This is a genomic window from Methanocalculus sp. MC3 (assembly GCF_054767395.1).
On record NZ_BAABMP010000002.1, the window covers coordinates 881,704 to 908,453 of the forward strand.

The window sequence follows — 26,750 nt, forward strand, 5'->3', positions numbered from 1 at the left end:
TGCACTCTCCCCTGCTCCAACCAATGACTCCGATAGAAACTATTTTAGCCCCATAAAGGATTGAATCACTGATATAGAGGGTTCACACAACATGTACCAGAATTGTGGTGGATGAACCCTGTTCAATAGAAACAGATGGTGGTAGCAATGGGCACAAAAGAGATCAATATCAGTATTAAGGAGATCGAGACCGAGATAGGGAATATCAAAGATCTCAGGTTTTCTGTTGGCAGGCTCGCACAGGAGACCTGGGATGAACCGCAGGGACCGACACCGTTTCCGTCGATGTCCACCCTCAGGAACTGGGATCTGACCCTCCTGAACCGATACAAGCCATTTTACCTCCCATTCTGTGATCTCTGCTGCCTCTGTACCTACGGCAAATGCGACCTGACCGGAGACAAGAAGGGTGCGTGCGGCATCACGATGCCGGGACAGCAGTCCAGAATCGTCCTTCTTGCCGCCTGTATCGGAGCAGCAACCCATACAAGCCATGCCCGTGAGCTGGTCACCCACCTGATCGAGGAGTTTGGTGCAGATACCCGCCTCGATCCGGGCGGCCTGAATATCAAGGTTGAAGCGCCGATCACCCGCCTCGTCTGCGGCATGATGCCGGAGACGCTTGGCGATCTGGAGACGGTGCTCGATTACTCGGAGCAGCAGATCACCTCGCTCCTCGCATGCACCCATACCGGGCAGGAGGGCAACCCCTTCGACCTGGAATCAAAAGTCATGCACACCGGCATGATCGACCATCTCTCAATGGAGGTTGCGGATATTGCCCAGATCTCCGCATATGATCTCCCCAAAGCCGATCCGAATGCACCCCTTGTCGATATAGGGTTTGGTTCGGTTGACACCAAAAAGCCGGTAATTCTGGTCATCGGCCATAATGTTCCCCCATCTGTTGAGATCATGGACTATATGCAGGATAACGAGCTGACCGGCGATATCGAGGTGACCGGGATCTGCTGCACCGGGATTGATATGACCCGGTACTCTCCGAAGGCAAAGATCATTGGCCCGATATCCTGGCAGATCAGGTATATCAGGAGTGGCATTCCCGATATCATCGTCGTTGACGAGCAATGTATCAGGACTGATGTGCTGGATGAGGCACATGCCCTGAAGATCCCGGTGATCGCAACAAGCGAGAAGAACTGCCTCGGACTCACTGACAGAACGGGAGACCCCCCTGAAGAGATCATCGGGGACCTTGTGAGCGGAACGATCGAGGGCGCCTTAATCCTCAACCCTGAAAAAGTCGGGGTTGTTGCCGTCAGGACTGCGATGCAGATAGCTCCGAAGCGGAAGAAGGAAAAGAAGGGCATATTCCTCTCACATGACGAAGCGATGGAGATGGCAAAGGAATGCACCCAGTGCAGGGAATGCCGCCGTGCCTGCCCAAATGACATGCATATCCCCGATGCGATAAAGGCCTTTTCGCGGGAGGAGCCCGAGATGCTTCAGGAGATATATGAATCATGTGTCGGGTGTATCAGGTGTGAATCGGCATGCCCCCAGGGGATCCCGATCCACTCGTTAATTGTAGCGGCAGGGGAAGATACGCTCAGAAATGAGTCCTTCAAGCTCCGGGCAGGTCGGGGTGCGATCCAGGATATCGAGATCCGGCAGGTCGGCGGACCGATCGTCCTCGGCGAGATCCCGGGGATCGTCGCATTCGTCGGGTGTGCGAACTATCCAAAAGGCGGTAATGAGCTTGCCGAGATGGCGATAGAATTTGCAAACCGGCGTTTCATCGTCTGCACCTCCGGCTGTGCCGCCATGACGATCGGCATGCACCGGGATGAAGATGGAAAATCACCCTATGAGGTATATTCAGGTAATTTCGAAGCAGGGGCAATTGTGAATGTCGGCTCCTGTGTCTCGAATGCCCATATCTCAGGTGCAGCCGTCAAGATTGCGAGCATCTTCGCCCGCAGGAACCTCCGCGGCAACTATGCGGAGATCGCAGATTACGTCTATAACCGGGTCGGTGCCGTCGGGGTTGCCTGGGGTGCGATGTCACAGAAAGCCGCATCGATTGCAGCAGGTTTCTGGCGGCTCGGGATACCTGTGATCGTCGGGCCTCATGGCACGAAGTACCGGAGGATGCTCCTCGGACGATCTGACCATGATGAAGACTGGTATGTCGATGATACACGGACCGGCGAGAAGGTGTATGTGGGACCGGTTCCAGAACACCTCTTCATCGCCGTTGAGACGAAGGAGGAGGCGATGGTGATGATCGCCAAGCTCTCGATGCGGCCAAATGATACCTCACGCGGACGGGCGCTGAAGCTGACACATTATATCGATCTCCACCGCAGGCTCCTCGGATCGATGCCGACAGACATCCATCGGTTCGTCAGGATGGAAGCGGATATCCCGATCACCATGAAGGAGGATATCGTCGCCATCCTCAAAGAGAAGGACTGGAAGGAGACGGTGATCCCCGATCCCACTCTCATTCCAAAGAAGGAGGCCGCCCCATGAGCCAGGAAGCCTGGCTGACCGCCGAGGTGGCCGGCCCGAAGAAAGCCTCCCTGATCACAAAGCCGGAGATTGCGGATGCGATGATCAGGCAGGCAAAACGGCCGGTATTCGTCGTCGGGAGCATTGCCGCCGAGATCGATCTTGAAGAGAAGAAACTGATCGATTATGTCATTGCAATGGCAAAACGATGCAAAATTCAGGTAGTCGCAACCGGCAATACAAACAACGAGTTCCTGAAACGGGGTTTCACCCCGGATGCGGTGATGCCCGCTGTCGATATCGGAAACCGGCTCACTGATCCAAAATGGCAGGGCGTGGACGGGAAAGGGCCGCATGACCTTGCGCTCTTCGTCGGCCTCCCCTATCAGATGGGATGGACGATCCTCTCAGGGCTGAAGAATTTCGCCCCGAACCTGAAGACGATCAGCCTTGACAATGTCTACCAGCCAAATGCCAGGTGGTCATTCTCGAACATCTCGATTAAAAGCTGGATCATGAACCTTGAAGCAATCCTCGGGAAAAGGGAGGACTAAGCGATGTTCGAAGATATTCCTGTTGATGTCGGGCTTGTCCATGAGGGAGAGCGGATCAGAAAGAGCGACATGCAGTTTGAACTCGGCGGCCCGAAGGTCGCAGAGAAGTTCGAGCTCGTCAGGCTGAAACCTGCAGAGGAGATCGAATCCGGGGCCATCCATATCATCGGCCCGGATATCCCCGACCTCGAAGAGGGGAAGAGCCATCCGTTTGGGATCTTAATCGAGATCGCAGGGACTGAACTTGAGGAGAACCTGGAAGGGGTGATCGAGCGGCGTATCCATGAGTACTCGAACTATATCGAAGGCTTCATGCATCTCAACCAGCGGTACGATATCTGGATCCGCCTCTCTAAAAAATCCTTTAAGAAAGGGCTCAATTCATTCCGGTTCATCGGAATGGCGATGCAGGAGCTCTTCAGGAACGAGCTGCCGATCATACAGGAGATCCAGATCAGTTTCATCACCGATCCCGAAAAGATAGGGCCTCTGTACACCGAAGCAATGGCCATTTATGAGGCACGGGATGCACGGGCACGCGGCCTCTCTGACGAGGATGTAGATGTCTTCTATGGATGTGCACTCTGCCAGTCCTTTGCACCGACCCATGTCTGTGTCGTCACCCCACAACGGTATGCAAACTGCGGGGCGATCAGCTGGTTCGACGGGCGGGCTGCTGCCAGGATCGATCCGAAGGGGCCGATCTTCCCGATTGAGAAAGGAGAGTGTCTCGACCCGGAGGCAGGCGAGTACACCGGGGTGAATGAGAGTGCCCAGAAGCGATCAATGGGTGAAGTGGACCGGATCCAGCTCTACTCGGGCTTCGGCTATCCCCATACTTCCTGCGGCTGCTTCGAGGCGATCGCCTTCTATATTCCTGAAGTGGAAGGATACGGAATCGTCCACCGTGGTTTCCGTGATCTCGCCGTAAACGGTCTTCCCTTCTCTACAATGGCAGACTCAACAGCTGGTGGCCGCCAGATCGACGGGTTCCACGGGATCTCGATCGAGTACATGCGATCACAGAAGTTCCTCCAGGCAGATGGCGGATATGAGGCGGTCGTCTGGATACCGGAAGAGATCAAGGAGCGGTTGAAGGAGTATATTCCCGAATCTGTCTTCGGTGCGATCGCAACCGAGAAAGATGCCACCAGCATTGATGAGCTGAAAGCCTTCCTGACCGGGAAGAGCCACCCGGTTGTCAGTCGATGGGTTGAGGTTGGCGAAGAGGGAGAAGAGACGGCGGTGATCACCGCAGGCGAACTCCCGATCACCACCGGAGGGTTCAGGATTCTCCTCAAGAATGCCCGGATCTATGCGGACAAGGTGATCATCCAGCCTGTGCAGCCTAAAAAACCCGGACGGGGGGAGAAGCAATGACGAAGAAGAACCAGATTCATGCAGATTCCGTGCTCGGAGAACGGCTGCTCTCGCTCCTCTCGGGGGTGGAGCAGGTCGAGTTTGAGAACTTCAAGATGGAGATAGGTGATCTTGAGCTCTTTATACCGGTTGGTATCGGCGGTGTACCCGGAATCGTCCTGCCGGAAGAGCCGGGGAGGCCGACAGAGCTGTTCCGGGAGGGGTTCAGCCCGGCAGTAGAGAGCTATCCCGGCTCGATACGTGAGGTGACCCTCGGTGCAACGAAGAAAGACGGGGGCAGCAGGGGGAGCACCATCACTATCGGCGGATCGACTACACCCGCATTCTCAAATCCCGCTCTTCCCCCAAAGAACCGGACTGCGATCTCAATGGATGTCTTTGACATGGCTGTCGCATTGCCGAAAACCCTGAAGGCCGCTGTTCTGGATGTGATGGATGATCCGGCGGAATGGGCGAGGATGAATGTGAACACCTTTGGCGCTGATTGTGTAACGGTTCACCTGATGAGCACTGATCCCCTCATCCAGGATCGATCGCCACAGCAGGCGGCAAACATCGTTGAAGAGGTGCTCCAGGCAGTCGATGTTCCGCTTATTATAGGCGGATGCGGCGATCCCAAGAAGGATGCCGCCGTCTTCACCGAGGTTGCCGAACGAGCCGCTGGCGAGCAGCTGCTCTTAAACTCCGTCACCCTCGATATGGCCGAGGCAAAGACCCTTGAAGGGGTGGCAAAAGCCGCACATGATAACGGCCATCTGCTCCTTGCCTTCACCGGCCTCGAATTGAACAGTGCGAAAGAACTGAACAGGCGGCTCTATGAGTACCTGCCTCCTGAAGAGATCGTGATGGATCTGACAACCGTTGCACTCGGGTATGGGCTTGAGTACTCCTTCACCATCCATGAACGTGCACGCCATGCCGCCCTGATGGGGGATACCGAACTCCAGCACCCGACGATCTCAGCATCCACCAATGCCTGGGCGGCTCGGGAGGCATGGATGACGATGGAGCCCGAATACAGCCCGAAGGAGATCCGGGGGCCGATATGGGAGACAGTCAATTCCCTCACCCTCCTCCTTGCGGGAGTGGATATCTTCATGATGATGCACCCCTCAGCCGTCCGGACGATGCAGGATGTCAGAACATGGATGATGCAGCAGGAGATCACAGTTCCGCAGGCACCCGACTGGGTGAGGACGAGGTGCTAGGAGGGAGGAAGATATGGCCACGAAGAACGCGAAGAAGAGCATCAAGGAGATCAGCCCGATCGATGTCTACAAGCTCCTGCCAAAGACGAACTGCGGCGAATGCGGCGAGGCAAACTGCATGGCATTCGCAACAAAACTGGTCAATGGCGAGTATACCATCCCGGACTGCCCGCCACTTTCAACTGATAAATATGCCGCCCTCCTGCACGATCTGGGCGAGCTCCTCGCCCCCCCCGTGAAGGGGGTAACAATCGGAACCGGCGAGCATGCGATCCTCATCGGGGGAAAACATGTCCTCTACCGGCATGACTTCACCTACCACAACCCGACCCCGGTCATCATCGATATCGATGACAGCATGCAGAAGGAAGATATCCTGAAGCGAATCGAAGCAATCGAGGGGTTCACCTACCAGTACATCGGGCGGGATCTCCGGCTGGACGGGATCGCAATCCGATCCATCTCCGGCGATCCTGAAGTATTCAGGGAGACGGTGAAGACGGCGGTAGCTGCCACCACATATCCTTTAATTCTCTGCTCCCTCGATCCGGCGGTGATGGAGGCGGGGCTTACAGAGGCGGGTGATTGCCGCCCACTCATCTATGCAGCAACTGAGGAGAACTGGCAGGCGATGGCCGACCTCGCCCTCCGGTATGATGCTCCCCTTGTTGCATCTGCACCAGGCGATATCGCCCTTCTCAGGAGCCTTGTCAAGACCCTGACAGCATGCGGCATTACTGATCTTGTCCTTGATCCCGGCACATTCCCAGATGTTGGGTTTGCCGGGACCATCTACACATTCACCCAGCTCAGGAGGGCAGCATGCATCGCCCGTGACGAACTTGCAGGATTCCCGCTCCTCGGCACCCCGATTGCCGCCTGGGCGGGGGAAGAGCTCGCAAAGGAGGCGGTGCAGTGGAAGGAGACGTACATGGCTGCGATGCTCATCTCCCGGTATGCGGATCTCATCATCATGCACAGCATGGAGGCATGGAACGTTCTTCCCCAGCTGATCTGGCGGTTCAATATCTACACAGACCCACGGAAACCGGTATCGGTCGATGCGGGCGTCAGATCATTTGGGAACCCGGACAGAAACTCTCCCCTCCTGATCACGACGAACTACGCTCTCACCTTCTTTACGGTGGAGGCTGACATCAAGTCCGCCCATCTCGACTGCCACTTGATTGTCGTTGATACGAGCGGGATCAGTGTCGAGAGTGCGGTTGCCGGGAGGTACCTCACCTCGGACGTGATGGCAGAGGCACTGAAGATCTACGAGGCTGAGAAGATCGTCGATCACCACACCCTGATCATCCCCGGCCTCGCAGCACGCCTCTCCGGCGAGACTGAAGAGGTGAGCGGCTGGCGGGTGCTTGTCGGCCCGAAGGACTCATCCGGCCTGAAACGGTTTATCGAGGAATACTGGCCGCCGAAGGACGACGAATGAAAGAGGAGTGCAGGGTTATCTTCCACCCCCTGAATACGGTCGTCTCCGTTTCGCCGGGGACGAACCTCCTCGCCGCACTCAGGAATGCACACGTGCAGATCGAGAGCATCTGCGGGGGCAAGGGCGAGTGCGGGAAGTGCAGGGTGATCATCGAATCCGGGGATTATAGAGAGAAGAGGCTCACCCAGAAGAACCATCTGACAACGGCAGAGCGGGAACGGGGTTACCGCCTCGCCTGTGAGATCTTCGTCACCGGAGACATGGAGGTGACGATCCCAATCGAGAGCCGGATCGAGCGGCCGCAGATCCTCTGCGGGCTCTCCGGTGAATGCGACTGCGGCGGGATGGATCCAGCGATCAGGCTGTATCCGCTTGAGATCAGATCCAACCCAACTCTTCCCCACGCAGGTACATCAATCCGCCTGAAAGAGTATTCAGGGAAAAGGCCTGCCATCAGCGATTCAGTATACCGGAAGATGCAGGAGTCAGATTCCGGGCTCGTGGCCGTTCTGACCGAAACAAACGGCTATCCCGAGGTGATCGATGCCATACCAAAGGAGAAGGCCGGCCCGCCCCTCGGCATCGCCCTCGATCTTGGGACAACAACGATCGCCTGTGCACTGGTAGATCTGGATTCCGGGCTTGTCATTGCTGAAGAGACCACCATGAACAAGCAGATCACCTATGGGGAAGAGGTGATCACCCGGATCGCCTTTGCCATGAAGGGTGACGGGCTCCGGATCCTCCAGCAGGCAGCAGCCGGGAGTATCAATGTCGCTATCCGGCGTGTTGCGGAGACTGCCGGTGTGGACCCGCTCGATCTGGTGGAGATTGCTGTTTCAAGCAATACCGTGATGAACCACCTCCTTACCGGAACCGATCCGGGATACCTGGAGCTGGCAGATGCCGATGTTCCCCGGAAGCCGTTTATCAGGAAGGCAGCATCGCTTGGGATATCGATCCATCCCGAAGCCTATTGCTTCTGCCTCCCGAACGTGAGCCGCTTTGTCGGCGGCGATGCGGTATCAGGGGTGCTCTCCTCTGGGCTGCACTGCGGATCGGATATCTCCCTCTTCATCGATCTCGGCACGAACGGAGAGATCGTGATGGGCAATAAGGACTGGATCGCCTCGATCTCCTGTGCATCGGGCCCCGCATTCGAGGGGGCAGGCGTCAGCTCCGGGATGCGGGCGATGCACGGTGCAATCGAGAAGGTGGCGATCGAGCCGGAGACTGGCGAGGCACACTGCATGGTGATCGGGGGTGGGAAGCCACGCGGTATATGCGGTTCAGGGCTGATCGATTGTGTCACCGGGATGTTTGGAGCAGGCATCATTGACTTCAAGGGCATCCTCACCGACCATCCGCTCGTCCGGGAGGGGCACAATGGCCCTGAATACGTGGTTGTGAGAGCAGAGGATTCCCAAACAGGCAGGGATATCGTCATCACCCAAGCGGATATGGACTACTTCATGGACTCTAAAGCCGCCCTCTGCGGAGGGATCGGCGTGCTCCTGAAGAAATACCGGATGAAAGTGACAGATATCAGGCATATCTTCCTCGCGGGAGCGTTTGGGGCTTTTGTGGATATTCACAATACCGTTGCATTTGGGATTATCCCATACTTTCCCAATGCAGAGGTGCACCCGGTTGGAAACACCTCACTGAAAGGTGCATATGCGGCACTGGTATCGAAAACCAAGCGGAGGGAAGCGGAGAAGATTGCCGGTACCATGGTCTATATCGATCTCCTCGTTGATGTTGACTTTATCGAGGAGTATACCGCTGCCCTCTATATTCCGGGGAAGGAGGAGTATTTTCCAGGCAGAGTGGATCCGGCATCAGGACGGGAACCTGATGGAGAAGCGGATGGTGAGGAGAAGGGATTTTCCCACTGAAGCTTTCAGAGGTGCTGAATAGTTACGTTTGGGAAGGCATATGATGAGGTAAAATGGAAATGGATGGTGATTTAGACATGAAGACACTTGTGACGATGGGACGGGGAGGAACAGGAAAGACGAGTTTTACGGCACTTGCGGCAAAGCACTTCATCGCAAAGGCTCAGACACCGATCCTCCTTGTGGATCTCGATCCTGACCAGAACCTCGCCGAGATGGTGGGGATCGATCTCGATAAGGAAGGCGTGAAGACGATTGCAGATCTCATCTCAGAGACTTTTATAAAGCGGGGCGGCACCACGACAGGGGTTGCACCCACTGAGCGGATTGAGAGCAGGATCTGGGAGGATGGCCTGTATGAAGGCGGTTCATTCGATCTCATCGCAGTCGGGACGAAGTGGGTGGAGGGCTGCTACTGCCTTCCTGACTCGGCACTGAAAGGAGCACTCGCAACTATTACGAAGAACTACCGGTATGTGCTGATCGACTCACCGGCAGGGCTTGAGCATCTGAACCGGAAGGTGGCAAGCCAGGTTGACGATATCTTCGACATCATGGGACCCTCGCACAAGTCATTTGAGCATGTGAAACGGGCACACCGGATCATCAGGGAGGTGAAGATCGGGATGAACCGGTTCTTCATTGTGGGAGGATATCTCTTCCCGGAATCAGAGGAGGAACGGGCAAAGACAACCCTCCCGCATGAGTATCTCGGGAAGGTGACACAGGACCCACTGGTGCAGGAGTATGTCCTCTCCGGCAGATCGCTTCTGGATCTCCCTGATGATACACCAGGCTATCTCTCGGTAAAGGAGATCCTTGGGAAAGCCGGGTACTGAAGAAAAAATGGTTAGGCAAAGGGGGGGAAAAGGGAGGAAAGAAACAGAATGCCTTCCGGACTCTCCTTCGAGCGGTAAATGAAGACCGATCACGTTTGAGGCATAATAGATGGATCTGCATGCTTTTTTCCGGGACGAATCGATAGAGATGTACGGCGAGGCATCTCTCCCTGCCCTCTCAGAGAGGGATAGGGGATATGTGAAGGAGTTCTTTCCTTTCGGCGAATCAGTGATCGTCTTCGGAGAGGCAGTTCCGGCTGAAGCATATTCCCTAAATGCAAGAGATCAGACGAAGATCATGCTTGGAATTGCAGAAGGGCTGAATGACGCCGCGATCCGGCTTGAGAGCATGCTCGATGGCAAGGGCATCCCGGCCCGGCATATCCCCCTCTATCTCCCGATCAGGATCGAGGATGGCCGGGTGCGGGGCGTGGTGCGGCTGAAGCAGGTTGCAGCTGCCGCCGGCCTTGGAGCACCGGGGAAGAGCACCCTGCTCCTGAACAGGGAGCATGGGCCCCGGCTGATTCTCTCCGGTGTTGTCACCGGAGAATCTAATCTTATCAAGACCAATAGCGTGCAGAAACAGGAGAACGCTGGAGATCACGCGAACCAGAACCCGGATATCTGTATTGGGTGCGGGAAATGCATCAAAGCCTGCCCGGCTGGTGCCATCGGCCCTGATGGTGTCGAGGTCTTCCGCTGCAGGACCATCAGCCCGTGGGTTCCGGGGCCGTTTGTCCCGATAGCAAAATGGCTGATCGGCAGGCAGCTCCTCCTCAGGTGCATAGCACCAATCGCCCCCTGGATTGCGAAGACGGCGACGATTCGGTGCAGCAGGTGTGTGACGGAATGCCCGGTGTTTGGGGGCAGGAATTGGACGCAGGAATAAAAGAGAAAATCCCAATTAACTGCATTTATCGTATTAGAGGGCATTTACAATAAGAATTTATGAATTTAGGCCATAGATGATCTGAACATAGGGATTTGTTCTCTTCGCAAATGACAAGACACTAAAAAAATCTCTAAATAACCTTAAAAGCACATATTCTCGATTTTATTGCATCTTCTGCCATTTTATGAGCCGCACCGTTAGGTTAATGACATGAGAGTTTAATGTTACAGACTGAGAACGGACGAACGCAAAGTGAACAATCCAAATGGACAGATAGGTAAAAAGGCCGTTTTCTGAAAGATATCCACCCAATAGGTATTCAGGAGATGACAGTATGACCGACAAAAACAAGGGCCCGGCAATGGGCGAAGGAAATCCAATGATGAGTGGGAAAGGAAGAACGATCCAGGACTGGTGGCCAAACCAGCTGAACCTGAAGCTGCTTCACCAGCACTCCCCCCTCGCAAACCCGATGGGAGAAGAGTTCAACTATGCCGAAGAGTTCAAAACACTCGACCTGAAGGCCGTCAAAGCAGATCTGAAGTCACTGATGACGGCTTCAGAAGAGTGGTGGCCAGCGGACTTTGGCCATTACGGACCCTTCATGATCCGCATGGCATGGCACAGCGCCGGCACCTACCGCAGTGGAGATGGCCGGGGCGGCGCCGGTTCAGCTCAGCAGCGGTTTCCGCCCCTCAGCAGCTGGCCTGACAACGTCAATCTCGACAAGGCACGCCGGCTCCTCTGGCCGATAAAACAGAAGTACGGCAGAAAGATCTCATGGGCCGATCTTATGATCCTTGCCGGAAATGTTGCTCTTGAGTCAATGGGTTTTGAGACATTCGGCTTCGGTGGCGGCCGCAAAGACGTATGGGAGCCCGAAGAAGAAGTCTACTGGGGATCAGAAGAAGAATGGCTTGGTGACAAACGCTATTCCGGTGAACGGAACCTTGAAAACCCGCTTGCAGCTGTCCAGATGGGATTAATTTACGTCAACCCGGAAGGCCCTAACGGCAACCCGGATCCGGTTGCTGCTGCAAAGGATATCCGCGAGACCTTCGCCCGCATGGGGATGAATGACGAAGAGACCGTCGCCCTCATTGCCGGAGGACACAGCTTCGGAAAATGCCACGGTGCCGGTCCTGCAACCCATGTCGGCCCCGAGCCGGAAGCTGCCCCTATCGAGGAGCAGGGTCTTGGCTGGAAGAGCAGCTTTGGCACCGGGAAGGGTGGCGACACCATCTCAAGCGGTCTTGAGGTTACCTGGACGAACACGCCGACGAAGTGGAGCAACAACTTCCTGCGGATTCTCTTCACTCACGAATGGGAGCTGACAAAGAGCCCTGCCGGTGCTCACCAGTGGAAGCCAAAGGGCGACGGAGGCGCCGGCACAGTGCCGGATGCCCACGATCCATCGAAGCGGAATGCCCCCTCCATGCTGACGACAGACCTCTCCCTCAGGTTTGATCCCATCTATGAGAAGATATCACGCCGTTTCTATGAGAATCCCGATCAGCTCACCGAGGCATTCTCCCGTGCATGGTTCAAGCTGACACACAGGGACATGGGGCCCCGCTCACGCTATCTCGGCCCCGAGGTACCAAAGGAAGATCTGATCTGGCAGGACCCGATCCCCGCCGTCGATCATAAACTGATCGATGCAAATGATATCGCCTCACTCAGGGAGAAGATCCTCGCTTCCGGCCTTTCGGTTTCAGAGCTGGTTGCAACCGCATGGGCATCGGCATCCACCTTCCGCGGCTCTGACAAGCGGGGCGGTGCCAATGGTGCACGCATCCGCCTTTCGCCGCAGAAAGACTGGGAAGTCAACCAGCCCGCCCGTCTGGCAAAGGTTCTGAAGACGTTAACGGATATACAGGCTGCATTCAACAGTGCACAGAAAGACGGGAAGAAGGTATCACTTGCAGATCTGATCGTCCTTGCCGGATGTGCCGGTGTCGAAAAAGCGGTGAAGAATGCCGGACATACCGTGACAGTCCCCTTCTCGCCGGGACGAACTGATGCCTCACAGGAGCAGACCGATGTGGAGTCATTTGGCGTTCTTGAGCCGAAGGCAGATGGTTTCCGGAACTACCAGAAGACCCGCTATTCTGTATCGGCTGAGGAGCTGCTCGTTGACAAGGCGCAACTGCTGACCCTGACTGCGCCTGAGATGACGGTGCTTGTTGGTGGTATGCGTGTGCTGAACACCAACTACGGAGAGACCAAATACGGTGTCTTCACCAACAAACCAGAGACGCTCACAAACGACTTCTTTGTCAATCTGCTTGACATGAGGACCGGGTGGAAACCAGTCTCAAAGGATGCAGACATCTTTGAAGGACGCGATCGCAAAACAGGCGACCTCAGGTGGACCGGCACCCGTGTCGATCTCATCTTCGGATCAAATGCCCAGCTCCGGGCACTGGCCGAGGTGTATGCAAGTGAAGATGGAAAAGAGAAGTTTGTCCATGACTTTGTGGCGGCATGGGCAAAAGTGATGGATCTGGATCGGTTTGATCTCACCTGATTGAGGGTCAGAAGCATTGAGATAGTGGAAAACTTCTGAGGAGGATGGATCATAGAGGAACTGGAGAAAATCGCCGATAAAATGTGGATTGGATATTTGACAACAGATATCTGGCAGAAATGATTAATCCCTTTCCTTTTTTATGAATCATTGCAGGATTAAAAAACAGGATAGTCCGGACCATCTGCATTATGCAACGACACCGTGGATGAAAGCATCATTACAGGCTGCGATTGCCCGTTCTATCCCCCGATCCTTCTATCAGCCACTGCCAGACCGGCATGACATGAACCTTCATCCCATCGGGAGTGAGAATCTCCTCCTCCTGGTTATAGGTGAGAATCGTGCCCTCTGAGAGAGCATGAGCCGCCATAGCCTGGGAGAGCCCTGCGATCTCACGGTCACGATCAATCGCATTCAGTTCATATGAGATCTGGAGCACATCTGTTGTGTGATCTCTCTCACGGAGGATAAAATCGCATTCACCAGATTCTTTGAAGAAGAATATCTCCGCACCTCTCCTTCTCAGCTCGATGAATACCAGATTCTCTAACAAGCGGCCGGTATCCTGTGAAAAACGGAATGCAATGGCATTTCTCATCCCGTTATCTATCACGTACAGCTTCTTCTGCCCTGCATACTGCCGTTTCAGGGAAGCATCGTATCTGTAGAGTTCAAAGACAAGATATGCTTCTTCCAGATAACCGATGTATGCCCTAACTGACATCGGACTCTTGATCTCAACTGCTTTTGCGAGTGAATTGTAACTGGTCTCCTTTCCCGCATTTGAAAAGACATACTGAACAAGCTGCTGGAATGCCTTTACCTCCCGTATACCAAACCGGGAGACAATATCGCGGTAGATGATATCATCATATGTCCGTTTCAGGTACTCCGGATCACCGAATTTCAAAAATTCGGGAAAGCCGCCCTCTTCAAGATAGCGATCAAAGGTTCTCAGGATATCGGCTTTCGTCTTCGAGGTCAGTGAACCGGCGTCTATCCCATGGAATGTAAGAAGCTCAGGGAATGAGAAAGGATAGAGTTCAATCTTTGCGTATCTGCCGGTAAGGTGTGTCCCAAGTTCTGAAGAGAGGAGGCGGGCATTTGATCCTGTCAGATAGATCTTGTACCCCTCATCATGGATGCGACGGATAAAACGCTCCCATCCCGGGATATTCTGGATCTCATCGATAAAGATAGTCCGGGTATCTTTTGCAATCTTCTGAAAGATGATCATGAGCCGGGAGAAATCCGCGGCGCTAAAATCGATTAGCCGCTCATCATCAAAATTCATGTAATAATAGGAGTCATAGTGAGTGGCAAACTGACGCAGGAGTGTCGATTTTCCACACCGCCTCACCCCTGAGATGATAACGATCTGATCGTGCCGCATATACCTGTCGTACTCGATGGAACGGTTCACACCGGGATCCTTTGCTATGAATACCTCCTGTTGATCGAGGATGATCTCTTCAAGGGTGCGATCGGTTAACATGCATATTACCAATATTGATTTTACATCTATTTTGTATATTAGCAATATATACTTTTTGTCAACCTCACAGTAATGAGAAAGATCCCACTTCAGGAGGAGCGGATATAGACCCTGACCCCTCCCTTTTTCTCCAATCCCCACCCATCTCTTTTTCAGATGATCGAATACGGCATCAATACCATCGGTAAATCCCTCACCGTCTTTGAGCCGGTCACCATCGGCTTTCCCTCCCGCGACTATATCGGGAAAGTTGATCACCCCGGCACCGTGATCGGCACAGGCGTGACACTCAGATCCGGCACCATCCTCTATGCCGACGTCACCCTCGGGGATCGCTGCAACACCGGCCACAATGTCCTGATCCGCGAGAAGACAACAATCGGGAATGAAACCTCGGTTGGCACCGGCACCATCATCGAGGGGAACTGTTCAATCGGATCCCACGTGAGCATCCAGAGCATGGCATTCATCCCAACCCACACAACTATCGGGGATCATGTCTTCATCGGTCCGCATGTCACCCTCACAAATGACCGCTACCCGCCATCCGGCAAGCCCCGGCTTGAGGGGCCGGTGATCGAGGACTATGCAGCAATCGGGGCGGCCGCCATCATACTCCCCGGCGTCTCCATTGGACGGGGGGCGGCCGTTGCAGCGGGATCGGTTGTTACGCATGATGTACCGGCAGGGATGATGGCAGTCGGATCTCCGGCCCGGATCAAGTTGCTGCCGGAAGAGATGAAGAGGGGATAGAAGAGAATATAAGGAAACTTGTTACTTTCCGTACCGTTGATAGATTGTGCTTCTATGCCCTATTCCATCAACAAGAAGCACTTTTTCTGATTGATCAAGGAGCAGGATCACCCGGTATTCGCCAACCCTGAACTTATATTGTGGAGGGTTCTTTGCTCCTTTCATCTTTTGAATATGGGCAAAAGGATCTTCCCTGATATCACCAATGGCAAAGACAATCTTTTTAATAACCTCAATGGGCAACTTTGAGAGATCTCTGTCTGCTGCTTTAGAATAATGGATTTCAAAGGTCATTTAAGGGCATATTTCTTTATAATCTCGTCTTCAGTCAGAGATTCACCCCTTCGGTATTCAGAGATGGCTTCTTTTGCCCTTTTTGCCCATCCTGAGCAGAGAGAAGTATCCAGGTCATCATGATCATCGAGTAATTGTTCAATAACCTCCTCATACGACTCCCCTGGCCTCTTTATCTTATCCAGCCGGGTTTTTATCTCCGGTGAAACAGGGATTGAAACGCTCATATATATCCATCCTCATCATACCATCATATATCTTTCACTTATATCAAAACTAATCGCCCAGACTTTTCCAGAACCAGATCCCACCGATCAGCTTGAATGAGAGGGGTCTCCCGCCCACATTTTAGGGAGTACACTATGCCATATCTTTGAAAAAGTGTACTCCCATGACACTTTTTCGATCCAAAAAGTGTACTCTGGCAACACTTTTATTATGTTGGAAGTGAAGAGATGACAGCATGGAGCGAAAGATATCTGCCAGGCTCAGGCAGTGGAAAGATGACCACAATCGTAAACCTCTTCTCCTGTATGGCGCCCGGCAGGTGGGAAAGACATACTCGGTTCTTGATTTTGGGAAAACACACTATGCAAATACAATCTATGTAAATTTCGAGGCAAATACAGAGGCAGCAAACATCTTTGCCCGTGATTTAAATCCGGAGAGAATTGTAAAGGAACTCTCTGCATTATATGCACAAACAATTCTTCCTTCTGATACGCTCATCTTCTTTGATGAAATCCAGGTATGCGAACGGGCACTGACATCCCTGAAATATTTCTGCGAAGATCAGGCTGACTACCACATTATCGCAGCCGGAAGCCTCCTTGGAGTTGCCCTGAACCGGGAGCAATACTCATTTCCTGTCGGAAAAGTCGAGATGCTTTCCCTCTATCCTCTGGATTTTGAAGAGTTCTTATGGGCGAATGGACGAACGGAACTTGCGGATCTGATCAGGGAGTCATACAATTCCAATACCAGAATGTCGCTGCATGAAACAGCTCTTGATCTCTTCCGGCTCTACCTTGTGGTTGGGGGGATGCCGGGTGCGGTTCTTGAATACAAGGAGCGTGAGGATATGGACTACCTTCATTCCGTCCAGAAAAATATCAGTAATGCTTATATCGCAGATATGGCAAAATACGCTGCTCCCGAAGAGACAGCTCGAATAATGGAGGTATTTCAGAGTATTCCCACACAGCTTGCAAAACCCAATAAAAAATTCCAATACCGTATCATCAAATCGGGGGCACGGGCAAATACCTATGATTCAGCACTCAACTGGCTGAAAGAATCAGGGATCATTATAATCTGCAATAAGGTCAATGAAGCTGTCCTGCCCTTAACGGTTCATCACGATCCATATTTTTTTAAGATCTACATGACCGATACCGGTCTCCTGTGTGCTCACTTCGGGCTACCTGCACATCTGATTCTGCAAAAAAGTTCACAGATGGACAGTATTAAGGGAGTCCTGACAGAAAACTATGTCTGTTTCGCACTCCGTGTAGCCGGTTATACCCCATATTACTGGGAATCAAAAGGAAATGCGGAGGTAGATTTTGTCATTCAGGGCAGATCCGGAAATATCATCCCAATTGAAGTGAAATCCTCAGGAAATGTCCGGTCAAAAAGTCTCACCCAATTTACCGAATACTATCATCCTGAATATGCCATCAGGATATCCTCAAAAAATTTTGGACTGGATAATGAGATACGATCAGTCCCTCTGTATGCAGTCCACTGTATCAGCGATTGAGGAAGATCTCCCCTCTACTCACTCACCCTTATTCCACGAGACCATCGCCGTCGTCCTGACAGATCGTTCATGGTACTTCCCCTCACTATCCTTCTCCAGCCGCTCCCTGAAGTGCCGGGTCACAAGATCGATGTCCTCAAAATCCGGTGCATGCATCGTGATCCACTGCTCTGCCGCCTCTTTGGGAGACTCATACACCGTCTCCCAGAGGGCACGGTAGATCCTGATATCCGCATAGATGCCAAGCCCGTGCAGGATGTTCACCAGGAAGAGGGCATCCGGGTATCCAACCTGCCGGGTTCCCTCCTCCCCGTGGACTGCGGTATAGAGCGCCATCTCCTCAGGCTCCCTCCAGGGCCCCATATGCCAGAAGAGATGGACAGAGCGGCGGGCAGCGGAGTCCAGCTTCCGAAGGGCCGCCCCGACATCATAGAAGCCGAGCGAGAAGGCAGCGATCACCACATCATGCACGGGGATGTCGCTACCGATCACAACATCCTCCCACCGCTTCACCACAACATAATAGTTCATCCTCCCTTCTGCTGCCATCCGCTGCTCAAGATGTGAAAGCATCCCGGCAGACGCATCCAGTGCGGTGACATGGGCCACCCTGCCTGCAATCGGGACAGCCAACCGCCCGGTTCCCGCCCCCATATCGAGGACGGTGTCGTTCGGTAAAAGATCGAGCATCGAAATCTCCTGTTTCGTCGACTCCTTCTCATCCTTTGTAATACGGTTATATGCGCCAGCTTTCTTGTTCCAGATCTTCCCCGGATCACGATCCTTATCGGTACGGAGACGTGAGCTGACATGAATTGCCTTCCAGAGTTCACTCCAGTTGATGATCGTATCCATACTGATTCCTTCATCCTGAGATGCTATCAAATGGATGGTCAGGGTATACCCCGGCCTTCCGTCATTCACTCACAGGTTATGGCAAACTATTAAGATAGACCAATACAATGCCCGAACTGTTGGTGAAGAAGATGGATGCAACACGGATCTCTTACCATGACTCTGTAAGAAGAGTCTATGAACGGCTGAAGGAAGACGGCATGTCAAATGTCTGGGACCGGTATGAAGCACAGGGGCTCGGGTCAAGCCCGGATACCAGGTGTAAGTTCTGCATGGGCGGTGTCCGGTGTGACTTCTGTTCAAACGGACCCTGCCGTGCCGATGCGGCATCAGATAAACGCGGCGTCTGCGGCATCTCGGCAGACGGGATGGCGATGCGGATGATGCTCCTCCGGAATGTGATGGGCGCATCAACCTACCAGTACCATTGTGAAGAGACGATCAGGACGCTCAGAGAGGCAGCAGATGGAAAAGGGCCATTTACGATTCGAGAGCCAGAAAAACTGGCTGACTTCAAAAAGAGGCTTGGCATCACCGGGGACATCCATGCACTCTGTAACTTCCTCCAGGAGGACTTCCACAGGCGATCGCATGAAGAGAGCAGGATCGTTGAGATGCTGGCACCGGAAGATCGCAAGAAGGCGTGGCGCGAGCTTGGCATCTTCCCCGGAGGCATCTATGGCGAGATGGTGCTGGCAACCGGCTCCTCGCTCACGAGTGTCGATGGATACTATGTCTCGCTCGCCAAAAAGGCGATGCGGCTTGGGGTGGCAATGGCATACCAGAGCCAGATCGTCCTTGAATCGCTTCAGGACATCCTCTTTGGGATCCCAAGGCCGCATGAGGTGAAGGTCGATCTCGGCGTCCTTGACCCGGACTACGTCAACATCCTGCCAAACGGCCATGAACCGTTCCTCGGTTTTGCACTGGTCGAGGCGGGCCGGCGTGCTGACCTCCAGAAGGCTGCCCGTGATGCCGGGGCAAAGGGGCTTCGGATCATCGCGAACATCGAGACCGGGCAGGAGATGATCCAGCGATGGAAGATGGATGATGTCTTCTCCGGCTTCACCGGGAACTGGATCATGCAGGAGGCGGTGCTGGCAACCGGTGCAGTTGATGTCTTCGTCGCTGACATGAACTGTTCGCTCCCGATGGACCCGCTCTATGCAGAGAAGTACCACTTCCGGCTTGTCCCGGTGAGCCAGCTTGTCGCCTTTGAAGGAGAGACGGATCGCGAGGATTACGAGCCACTGAATGCGGACGCACAGGCTGAAAAGCTGATCAGGATGGGAATAGACAACTTCCGGAAACGGAGATCAACAGTCACCCCGGTAACCGGCCTCCCGGTACGAACCGCAATAGCCGGGTTCTCACCTGAAAGCATCGTCGCCGCACTCGGCGGATCACTCGACCCACTCCTTGATGTGATCAAGGACGGAACAATCCGGGGGGTCTGCGGCCTTGTATCCTGCACAACATTGAGGGATCACGGGCAGGACGTCCATACGGTGGCAATCGCAGAAGAATTGATCAAACGCGACATCCTCGTCCTCTCGATGGGATGTGGATCAGCCGCCCTCCAGGTAGCGGGGCTTGCCTCGCCTGAGGCAAAGAAGAGGGCGGGCCCCGGTCTCTCAAAGCTCTGCTCCACCCTCAATATCCCCCCGGTACTCTCATTTGGCACCTGTACCGATACCGGCAGGTGTGCGGATTTGATCAAATCGATTGCTGATGCACTCGGAGTAACGGTCACGCAGCTCCCGGTCGCAGCAGCTGCACCCGAATACATGGAGCAGAAGGCAACAATAGATGCAATCTTCGCCCTTGCCTTTGGCCTCTACACCTATGTGAACCCGATCCCAACCGTTACCGGAGCTCCCAATCTGGTAAAGCTCTTAACAGAAGACCTCAAAGGATTAACTGGCGGAGTCCTCTCGGTTGAGCCGGACCCGGTAAAAGCGGTCGACGGAATCGCCGCACATATCGAGGCAAAGAGAAAGGAGCTTGGAATATGAGTGATGATATCAAGGGAAAAGTGATCCGGCTGGATGAGCTTGTTGAGTATCAGGATGGAACGGTTGCAAGCAGGATGGTGATCAAGCAGAAGCATGGCAACATCACCATCTTCTCTTTTGATGAAGACGAGGGGCTCTCGGAGCATACCGCACCCTTTGATGCCCTTGTCACCATCCTGGATGGCGAATGCGAGATCTGGCTTGAAGGGAAGACGTTTGAGATGAAGACGGGTGACTCGATCATCTTCCCGGCAAACGCCCCGCATGCCCTCTCGGCGATCACGAAGTTCAAGATGTCGCTCACCATGATCAAGGAGTAAGAGAATGGCAGATGAAGGCGATTACTGCACAGTCTGCGGGGGAACCCCCCCTGACAAGATTTTGATCAAAAAGATCCTCGTTGACGGCAAGGAAACAGGCATCGACAAGCTTGACTGGATAATCGAAGAGGTGAAGAAACTGAAACTCACCAATAAGCAGGCGATTGCAGATGAGATCATGCTCAGGGTTGCCCAGTTCAATTACATCCCGACAAAAAAGAGAGAGGCATACCAGGAGGCACTCCTTGAAGAGTACCACCGGTCAGCCTAAAGAATATCAACCCGATAATCACTCATCAGGGCGGCTGAATAGTACTCACCCCTGATGAACCTGATTCCTTCAAGATCTTCAATATTTAATGTCTGGCCATCCGCAGTCGTTGCACCAGTCAGTACAAGGAATGTCCCGGACTTCTCCAGGTGGAGGGTCACCACATTTCCGGAGAGGGGAGCCAAATAGGTGATCGCAAGGGAATCGGGAGACTCTTCCCATCTTCCGGTGACAACATCCGCATAGCCGGGCCGGTCCGGATCTTCCAGCGACAGGAAGACGATATTTGCATCTCCGTTCGTATAGAACTGGAAGAGGAAGACGGGATGGCCGGAATCATGCACCCAGACCCCGGCGAGGGGATCGGCGGTTGTTGCCGGTTCCACCTCACTCACACAGCCTGCCGTCAGGAGGAGGAAGAGCGATATACAGATCAGATACCATTTCATCAGATAACCTTTCTCACAATTGCTTATGGGCGTTTGCATCAGGAATCTCAACCCTCTCTCCCGGAGCAAGGATGGCAACCCGCATATCGGTTGTCTTCTCTATTGCATGCTTAAATGACGCTGGATCCTGGGCGATCTTCGCCCAGGTATTATAGTGGATCGGGATGACAAGGGGTGCCCCGATATAGGAGGCTGCGATCATCGCCTCATCAGGTCCCATTGTGAACCGATCCCCGATCGGGAGCAATGCTACATCGGGATGGTAGAGATCCCGGATCAGCTTCATATCAGAGAAGAGTGCGGTATCCCCGGCATGGTAAATCGTCGCCCCATCCATTTTAATGATATACCCGGCAGCCGGTCCGCCATAGTAACCGCCACCGGCATCCTCAATCCAGGAGGAATGAATAGCCTGCGTCATCGAGATCAAAACACCATCCAGAGCTATGCTGCCCCCGATATTCAGTGCTTCAGCTGGAACGCCCTGCGCTGTGAGGTACTTCGCCAGTTCATTCGGGGCAACCGTCTTCTGTTTCATTGAAACCGTCTCTCCCAGGTGATCGGCATGGCCATGCGTTACGCATACGATATCACAATTCGGGGGAGTATCGCCGGATGGGATGAAGGGATCAATTAAGACACGTTTCGATCCCTCGATAAGGATACAGGAATGTCCGTAATATGACAGATACATGGGAAGAAGATCGGGTGAGAGAGTAAAAAAGGTTAGCTGAGATCAATCATCTCAGCTTCGGTAATATCGATTGCGTCACCAAGGCTGTCCCGGGTAACGGCAAGGGTCATCTGTTCGGTGAGATCACGATCCTCCATCACATCGCGGATGCGTTCAAGATAGGGATCAAGGGTGGTATCCTTCTGCTCATCAAGGACATGGCGGTACTCCCTGAGGGTGGAAGGGCTGATCCCAAGATGCTCTGAGATCTCCTTCATCGTGAGATCCTGTGCAAGCAGATCATCAAGAATTGCCGGATCAAACGGCATCTTGAAGTCGAGATCGCGGAAGAGCTTCAACCGTACCCGGGCCCTGGCAACCGTCTTTGAGAGTTTCTCATCGCCAAGGCTCCGTGCAATCTCTGTATCGTTCTTGCCATTATCGTAGAGAGTGATCAGACGCGCAAGCTGTATCGGCTCAAGTTTGGTCTTGAAATGACCCGCATCGAGGATTTCACGCATGATCAGCGCTATTTCACGTTCAACTGCATCTTGGTCGCGTAAAGTACCGTGGATCTTCTTCATCGGCTCGACAATCTTTGTCTTACTGGTGATATCGGCGAAGAGCTTGAGAAGATCTTTTTGTTTATTGGTGGTAGCCATGTCTGTATCGACCTATTCCTATGATCTTCACATCTCATCGGGCTTATACCATAAATAATTTGCCTATCCGGAAGAGGAGTGGCGCGAGATGGCAATCATATCAAATACCGCCTCATCCAAAGAGTAAGGAAGAGTTGTGTTGCTCAATGGTGGATATATATGAAAAAGTGATCGATCTCTCCCGGCGACGTGGCTATGTCTGGCCATCCGGGGAGATTTATGGGTCTGTAGCAGGTTTTATTGATTACGGCCCCCTCGGCGCGATGATGAAACGCCGGATCGAAGATACCTGGCGGGAGTTCTATGTCATCCGTGAGGGATACTACGAGATAGAATGCCCCACAATCGGGATTGAGCCGATCTATCTCGCCTCCGGGCACCTGAAAGGGTTCTCTGACAAGATGTTCGAATGCCCGCACTGCCATGAGTTCTTCCGGGCAGATCATGTTGCTGAAGAATATGAGATCCACAATGCCCAGGCACTCTCAAAAGAGCGTCTTGCGGAAGAGCTGAAAGGCAAGACATGCACCTCCTGTAACAAGCCTCTCGGCGATGTCGATGTCTTTGATTTCAACCTGATGTTTGGGACATCAATAGGGCCGGGCGGACAGCGGAAAGGATACCTCCGCCCGGAGACTGCACAGGGGATCTTCACCGACTTCGGACGCCTGCTCAGGTTCTACCGTGACTCCCTCCCCTTTGGAACAGTTCAGATAGGGAGATCCTACAGGAACGAGATCTCGCCCCGGCAGGGCATGATCCGGCTCAGAGAATTTACCCAGGCAGAAGCCGAGATCTTCGTCCACCCGGACGAGAAAGATCACCCGAACTTCTCCCGGTATGCAGACTACAGGATGCCGCTCTTTGGAATCGAGCAGCAGCAGGAAGAGACAGAGGCGATCACCCTCACCATGCGTGAGGCAGTTGACAAAGGCCTTGTCGCAAGTGAATATGTCGCATACTACCTTGCTGTTACCCATGACTTCATGATCAGGATCGGCGTTGATCCCACAAAGATCCGGTTCCGGCAGCACCTGCCTGACGAGCGGGCACATTATGCAGCAGACTGCTGGGATGCAGAGTATCATTCATCCCGGTTTGGCTGGGTTGAGGCGGTCGGAATCGCCGACCGGACTGACTATGACCTCCGGGCTCATGCAGCGGTCTCGGGAGAGAAGATGACCGTCTTCATCCAGTACCAGGAGCCCCGTATCGAGAGAAGATATGCAATTGTTCCGAAGATGGGCAAACTCGGCCCCCGATTCAAAAACCGGGCAAAAGAGGTCGGGGAGAAGATTGCCGCATCGGTTCCACAGGATGACGGTACAACAATCGAATTTGATGGCGAGAGAATCTTCATCGAAGCAGATCTCTTTGAGATCAGGGATGAAGAGGTGCTGGTGCGTGGAGAAGAGATCATGCCCCATGTCATCGAACCCAGTTACGGGATAGACCGGCTCTGTTACGCCGTCCTCGAACACTCCTTCTATCAGGACGAGGTCGATGGCGAGGTTCGGACCGTGCTCCGCCTACCCCCGGCAATTGCCCCCGTGCAGGTGGCAGTCTTTCCCCTGATGAACCGTGATGGTCTCAATGAGATCGCACACCAGATCACAGACGCCATCAAGAGTGAAGGAATCCTTGCCGAATACGATGATTCCGGTGCAATCGGGAGGCGGTATAGGAGGCAGGATGAGATCGGAACACCCTATGCGATCACCGTCGACTATGAATCAAAGGACGATGATGCTGTAACGCTCAGGGAACGTGACAGCATGCAGCAGATCAGGGTCAGAATTGATGAGATCCCATCCACCATCCGAAAGCTCATCAGGGGCGAGATACCGTTTTCACGGGATTAGATGATGGAGACGATCCAGCACCCGTTCATCAGACCAGACACGGTAGAAAAACGCCAGTACCAGCTCGCAGTCGCGATGAGGGCGCTTGAGGAGAACACCCTTGTTGTCCTCCCCACAGGACTTGGCAAGACGGTGATCGCACTCCTTGTTGCCGCCTCCCGGCTTCTGAATGAGGGGGGAAGGATTCTGATTGTCGCCCCCACAAAACCACTCGTTGACCAGCATCTCAGGTTTTTTCAGAGCACCCTGAACCTGCCCGATCCACAGGATTTGGACTGTGTCAGTTTCACGGGCGATACCCCCCCTCCGAAGAGAACCCGGCTCTGGGAAGGGTGCCGGGTCTGCTGCGCCACCCCGCAGGTGATCCAGAACGATGTTGAGCAGGGCCGCTACACCCTCTCAGAGGTCTCTCTTCTGATTGTGGATGAATGCCACCGTGCTGTCGGCAATTACGCCTATACCCATCTTGCAGAACAGTATCTCGAACAGGCAAAAAAACCCCTGATCCTCGGGATGACCGCATCACCGGGGAGCGATCAGGCCAGGGTTGGCGAGGTCTGCACCCATCTTGGGATCACCCATGTCGAGACTCGGGACGAAACCGATCCCGATGTGATCCCCTATATCCACGAACGGACACTGGAAGTGATCCCGGTTGAGTTGCCGCTGCCGCTGAAACGGATCGTCCAGCTGACAGACGCTATGATAGACAGCCGCCTCGGCACACTTGCATCACTCCAGTACTCGCTCCCAAAACGTGAGGGGCTCTCGATGAAGACACTCTCACATCTCCATGCGACAATCCAGGAACGGATCGCAGCAGGAGATGCACGTGCCTACTCGGCTGCCTCGCTCTATGGCGAGATCATGAAACTCCGGCATGCCGTGATCCTCGCAGAGTCACAGGGATCCCGTGCACTCTCACTCTATCTCGAAAAACTCAACACCGAAGGGCATTCGAAGAAGGGGAGCAAAGCAAGCCAGCGGATGGTCGCGGATCACCGCTTCACAGAGATTACACGGATCATCACCGGGATAACAGGAGAGATCCACCCAAAAGCCGGGATCACCGCAGCTATCATCAGGAACCAGCTCATCGACGATCCAAACAGCAAAATCATCGTCTTTGCAAGCTACCGGGACTCGGTATCGATGCTTGTCGACTACCTGACAGAAGAGGGTATCACTGCCTGCCGGTTCGTCGGCCAGGCATCAAAACAGAAAGAGAAGGGGCTCTCACAGAAGAAACAGATCGAGGCGATCCAGAGATTCCGGGGAGGGGAGTACCATGTCCTCGTCGCCACTTCCGTCGGAGAAGAAGGGCTTGATATCCCATCCACCGATCTTGTCATCTTCTATGAGGCGGTGCCATCCGAAATCCGGAGCATCCAGCGGAAAGGGCGTACCGGCAGGAGTGCAGCAGGCAGGATCATCGTCCTCGTCACAAAGGGAACAAGTGATGAGACATTCCGGTGGGTTTCAACACGGCGCGAGAAGGCGATGGCAACCGGAGTGAGGCGCCTTCAGGAGAGAAGCGAAAAAGAAGAGATCAAAGAGGAGATACAGGCAAGTATCGGAAACTATATCACTCTCTCCGATGATGATACGGCTCATTCCCCCGGAGAGCCGCAATCGAAAGAGCCCCTTCCCTGATCGCCTGCATATAGAGAAGGCACCGGGCCGGATCGGGCTCGTTTGCAATCCTGCCACAGAGCAGCACCATCGCATCTGAGATCGGATCGACACACGAGGGGATATCAGCCTTATTCTGATGCTGAGAAATATCTGCATCAACATTTCGGACCGGGATAACCTGTTTTGGAGGATCAGCTGGTGTCGTACGAGTGGGGATCGGATCGACCGGCATTTCAGAGCCTGATTCAGCCGTCTCTTTCGCAGATTCAGCACAGACCACACAGAACTGTCTGCCCTTGTACTCAAAGAGCGGTGCGTGGCAGACCGGACAGGTCTTTGCCAGCATCTTCGCACCCTTCAGAAGATATTCAGCCATTATCTCATCAATTTCTGCCATAAACACCAGATCTGTATAGGCGATAGGGGATGATGAAAGATACTCTTTCATCCATGAAACTATATAAGTCCACAGGGG

At 53.7% G+C, this 26,750-nt stretch carries 24 protein-coding genes; 16 read left to right on the plus strand and 8 right to left on the minus strand.

The window, feature by feature from the left end; translation table 11 throughout:
• The first annotated feature begins 147 nt into the window (after positions 1–147).
• The 9 genes from cdhA (at position 148) to katG (ending at position 13,226) form a co-directional block, all read left to right on the plus strand.
• Complete coding sequence (cdhA, locus tag ACYUBO_RS08010; RefSeq protein WP_460373427.1) at positions 148–2,496, plus strand: CO dehydrogenase/acetyl-CoA synthase complex subunit alpha; 2,349 nt, start codon at positions 148–150, stop codon at positions 2,494–2,496.
• Positions 2,493–3,029: a CO dehydrogenase/acetyl-CoA synthase complex subunit epsilon gene (gene cdhB, locus ACYUBO_RS08015; RefSeq protein ID WP_300327958.1), complete on the plus strand. Its 537-nt coding sequence runs from the start codon at positions 2,493–2,495 to the stop codon at positions 3,027–3,029. Before cdhA ends, cdhB begins: the two co-directional genes overlap by 4 nt.
• Positions 3,030–3,032: 3 nt before the next feature.
• On the plus strand, positions 3,033–4,409 hold the full coding sequence (gene cdhC / locus ACYUBO_RS08020; RefSeq protein WP_460373428.1) for a CO dehydrogenase/CO-methylating acetyl-CoA synthase complex subunit beta: 1,377 nt from the start codon (positions 3,033–3,035) through the stop codon (positions 4,407–4,409).
• The gene (gene cdhD, locus ACYUBO_RS08025) at positions 4,406–5,617 is read left to right on the plus strand and encodes a CO dehydrogenase/acetyl-CoA synthase subunit delta (protein ID WP_460373429.1); all 1,212 of its coding nucleotides are present in this window, start codon (positions 4,406–4,408) and stop codon (positions 5,615–5,617) included. The genes cdhC and cdhD overlap by 4 nt, the downstream gene beginning before the upstream one ends.
• A 13-nt stretch (positions 5,618–5,630) precedes the next feature.
• Positions 5,631–7,067 carry an acetyl-CoA decarbonylase/synthase complex subunit gamma gene (gene acsC / locus ACYUBO_RS08030; RefSeq protein ID WP_460373430.1) on the plus strand — a complete coding sequence of 479 codons (1,437 nt, stop codon included), beginning with the start codon at positions 5,631–5,633 and terminating at the stop codon, positions 7,065–7,067.
• Entirely contained in the window at positions 7,064–8,965 is a 1,902-nt protein-coding gene (locus ACYUBO_RS08035; RefSeq protein ID WP_460373431.1) for an ASKHA domain-containing protein, read from the plus strand. Before acsC ends, ACYUBO_RS08035 begins: the two co-directional genes overlap by 4 nt.
• A 59-nt stretch (positions 8,966–9,024) precedes the next feature.
• Positions 9,025–9,804 (plus strand): ATP-binding protein, encoded by a 780-nt coding sequence (locus ACYUBO_RS08040; RefSeq protein ID WP_300328877.1) that lies wholly within the window; start codon positions 9,025–9,027, stop codon positions 9,802–9,804.
• Between the two features lie 109 nt (positions 9,805–9,913).
• Positions 9,914–10,693 carry a 4Fe-4S binding protein gene (locus tag ACYUBO_RS08045; protein WP_460373432.1) on the plus strand — a complete coding sequence of 260 codons (780 nt, stop codon included), beginning with the start codon at positions 9,914–9,916 and terminating at the stop codon, positions 10,691–10,693.
• Positions 10,694–11,030: 337 nt separating this feature from the next.
• On the plus strand, positions 11,031–13,226 hold the full coding sequence (katG, locus tag ACYUBO_RS08050; protein ID WP_460373433.1) for a catalase/peroxidase HPI: 2,196 nt from the start codon (positions 11,031–11,033) through the stop codon (positions 13,224–13,226).
• A 220-nt stretch (positions 13,227–13,446) separates the two neighbouring features.
• Here katG and ACYUBO_RS08055 read toward each other — a convergent pair whose 3' ends face one another.
• Complete coding sequence (locus tag ACYUBO_RS08055) at positions 13,447–14,724, minus strand: ATP-binding protein (RefSeq protein ID WP_460373435.1); 1,278 nt, start codon at positions 14,722–14,724, stop codon at positions 13,447–13,449.
• A gap of 156 nt (positions 14,725–14,880) precedes the next feature.
• On the opposite strand from ACYUBO_RS08055, the gene ACYUBO_RS08060 reads away from it, so the two are divergent.
• Positions 14,881–15,477, plus strand: coding sequence for an acyltransferase (locus tag ACYUBO_RS08060; RefSeq protein ID WP_460373437.1), 597 nt, complete (start codon positions 14,881–14,883; stop codon positions 15,475–15,477).
• Between the two features lie 21 nt (positions 15,478–15,498).
• Here the strand turns inward: ACYUBO_RS08060 and ACYUBO_RS08065 are convergent, their stop codons facing one another.
• Positions 15,499–15,771, minus strand: a complete 273-nt coding sequence (locus tag ACYUBO_RS08065) for a type II toxin-antitoxin system RelE family toxin (protein ID WP_460373439.1) — start codon at positions 15,769–15,771, stop codon at positions 15,499–15,501.
• The gene (locus ACYUBO_RS08070; RefSeq protein ID WP_300328897.1) at positions 15,768–15,998 is read right to left on the minus strand and encodes a DUF7557 family protein; all 231 of its coding nucleotides are present in this window, start codon (positions 15,996–15,998) and stop codon (positions 15,768–15,770) included. Before ACYUBO_RS08070 ends, ACYUBO_RS08065 begins: the two co-directional genes overlap by 4 nt.
• 236 nt (positions 15,999–16,234) lie before the next feature.
• Between ACYUBO_RS08070 and ACYUBO_RS08075 the strand changes: the two genes are divergently transcribed.
• Entirely contained in the window at positions 16,235–17,533 is a 1,299-nt protein-coding gene (locus ACYUBO_RS08075) for an ATP-binding protein (RefSeq protein WP_300328901.1), read from the plus strand.
• 18 nt (positions 17,534–17,551) lie between these two features.
• On the opposite strand, the gene ACYUBO_RS08080 is transcribed toward ACYUBO_RS08075, so the two are convergent.
• A complete protein-coding gene (locus ACYUBO_RS08080; protein WP_460373441.1) occupies positions 17,552–18,388 on the minus strand; it encodes a class I SAM-dependent methyltransferase in 837 nt (278 codons plus the stop codon).
• Between the two features lie 107 nt (positions 18,389–18,495).
• On the opposite strand from ACYUBO_RS08080, the gene cooS reads away from it, so the two are divergent.
• Genes cooS through ACYUBO_RS08095 form a run of 3 tightly spaced genes read left to right on the plus strand, consistent with a single transcriptional unit; the run spans position 18,496 to position 20,994 of the window.
• Entirely contained in the window at positions 18,496–20,403 is a 1,908-nt protein-coding gene (gene cooS, locus ACYUBO_RS08085; protein WP_460373443.1) for an anaerobic carbon-monoxide dehydrogenase catalytic subunit, read from the plus strand.
• Positions 20,400–20,723 carry a cupin domain-containing protein gene (locus tag ACYUBO_RS08090; RefSeq protein WP_460373445.1) on the plus strand — a complete coding sequence of 108 codons (324 nt, stop codon included), beginning with the start codon at positions 20,400–20,402 and terminating at the stop codon, positions 20,721–20,723. The genes cooS and ACYUBO_RS08090 overlap by 4 nt, the downstream gene beginning before the upstream one ends.
• A gap of 4 nt (positions 20,724–20,727) precedes the next feature.
• A complete protein-coding gene (locus ACYUBO_RS08095) occupies positions 20,728–20,994 on the plus strand; it encodes an NAC family transcription factor (RefSeq protein WP_460373446.1) in 267 nt (88 codons plus the stop codon).
• Here the strand turns inward: ACYUBO_RS08095 and ACYUBO_RS08100 are convergent.
• Genes ACYUBO_RS08100 through ACYUBO_RS08110 form a run of 3 tightly spaced genes read right to left on the minus strand, consistent with a single transcriptional unit; the run spans position 20,991 to position 22,778 of the window.
• Entirely contained in the window at positions 20,991–21,443 is a 453-nt protein-coding gene (locus ACYUBO_RS08100) for a hypothetical protein (RefSeq protein ID WP_460373447.1), read from the minus strand. The two genes, ACYUBO_RS08095 and ACYUBO_RS08100, sit on opposite strands and share 4 nt — an antisense overlap.
• 13 nt (positions 21,444–21,456) lie before the next feature.
• Complete coding sequence (locus ACYUBO_RS08105) at positions 21,457–22,137, minus strand: metal-dependent hydrolase (RefSeq protein WP_460373449.1); 681 nt, start codon at positions 22,135–22,137, stop codon at positions 21,457–21,459.
• A gap of 32 nt (positions 22,138–22,169) precedes the next feature.
• Positions 22,170–22,778: a response regulator receiver protein gene (locus tag ACYUBO_RS08110; protein ID WP_460373451.1), complete on the minus strand. Its 609-nt coding sequence runs from the start codon at positions 22,776–22,778 to the stop codon at positions 22,170–22,172.
• Between the two features lie 146 nt (positions 22,779–22,924).
• On the opposite strand from ACYUBO_RS08110, the gene glyS reads away from it, so the two are divergent.
• A complete protein-coding gene (gene glyS / locus ACYUBO_RS08115) occupies positions 22,925–24,640 on the plus strand; it encodes a glycine--tRNA ligase (RefSeq protein ID WP_460373453.1) in 1,716 nt (571 codons plus the stop codon).
• Positions 24,641–26,293, plus strand: coding sequence for a DEAD/DEAH box helicase (locus ACYUBO_RS08120; protein ID WP_460373454.1), 1,653 nt, complete (start codon positions 24,641–24,643; stop codon positions 26,291–26,293). It abuts the gene before it with no gap.
• On the opposite strand, the gene ACYUBO_RS08125 is transcribed toward ACYUBO_RS08120, so the two are convergent.
• Positions 26,226–26,672: an Sjogren's syndrome/scleroderma autoantigen 1 family protein gene (locus ACYUBO_RS08125; protein WP_300332255.1), complete on the minus strand. Its 447-nt coding sequence runs from the start codon at positions 26,670–26,672 to the stop codon at positions 26,226–26,228. The two genes, ACYUBO_RS08120 and ACYUBO_RS08125, sit on opposite strands and share 68 nt — an antisense overlap.
• Positions 26,673–26,750 lie beyond the last annotated feature (78 nt).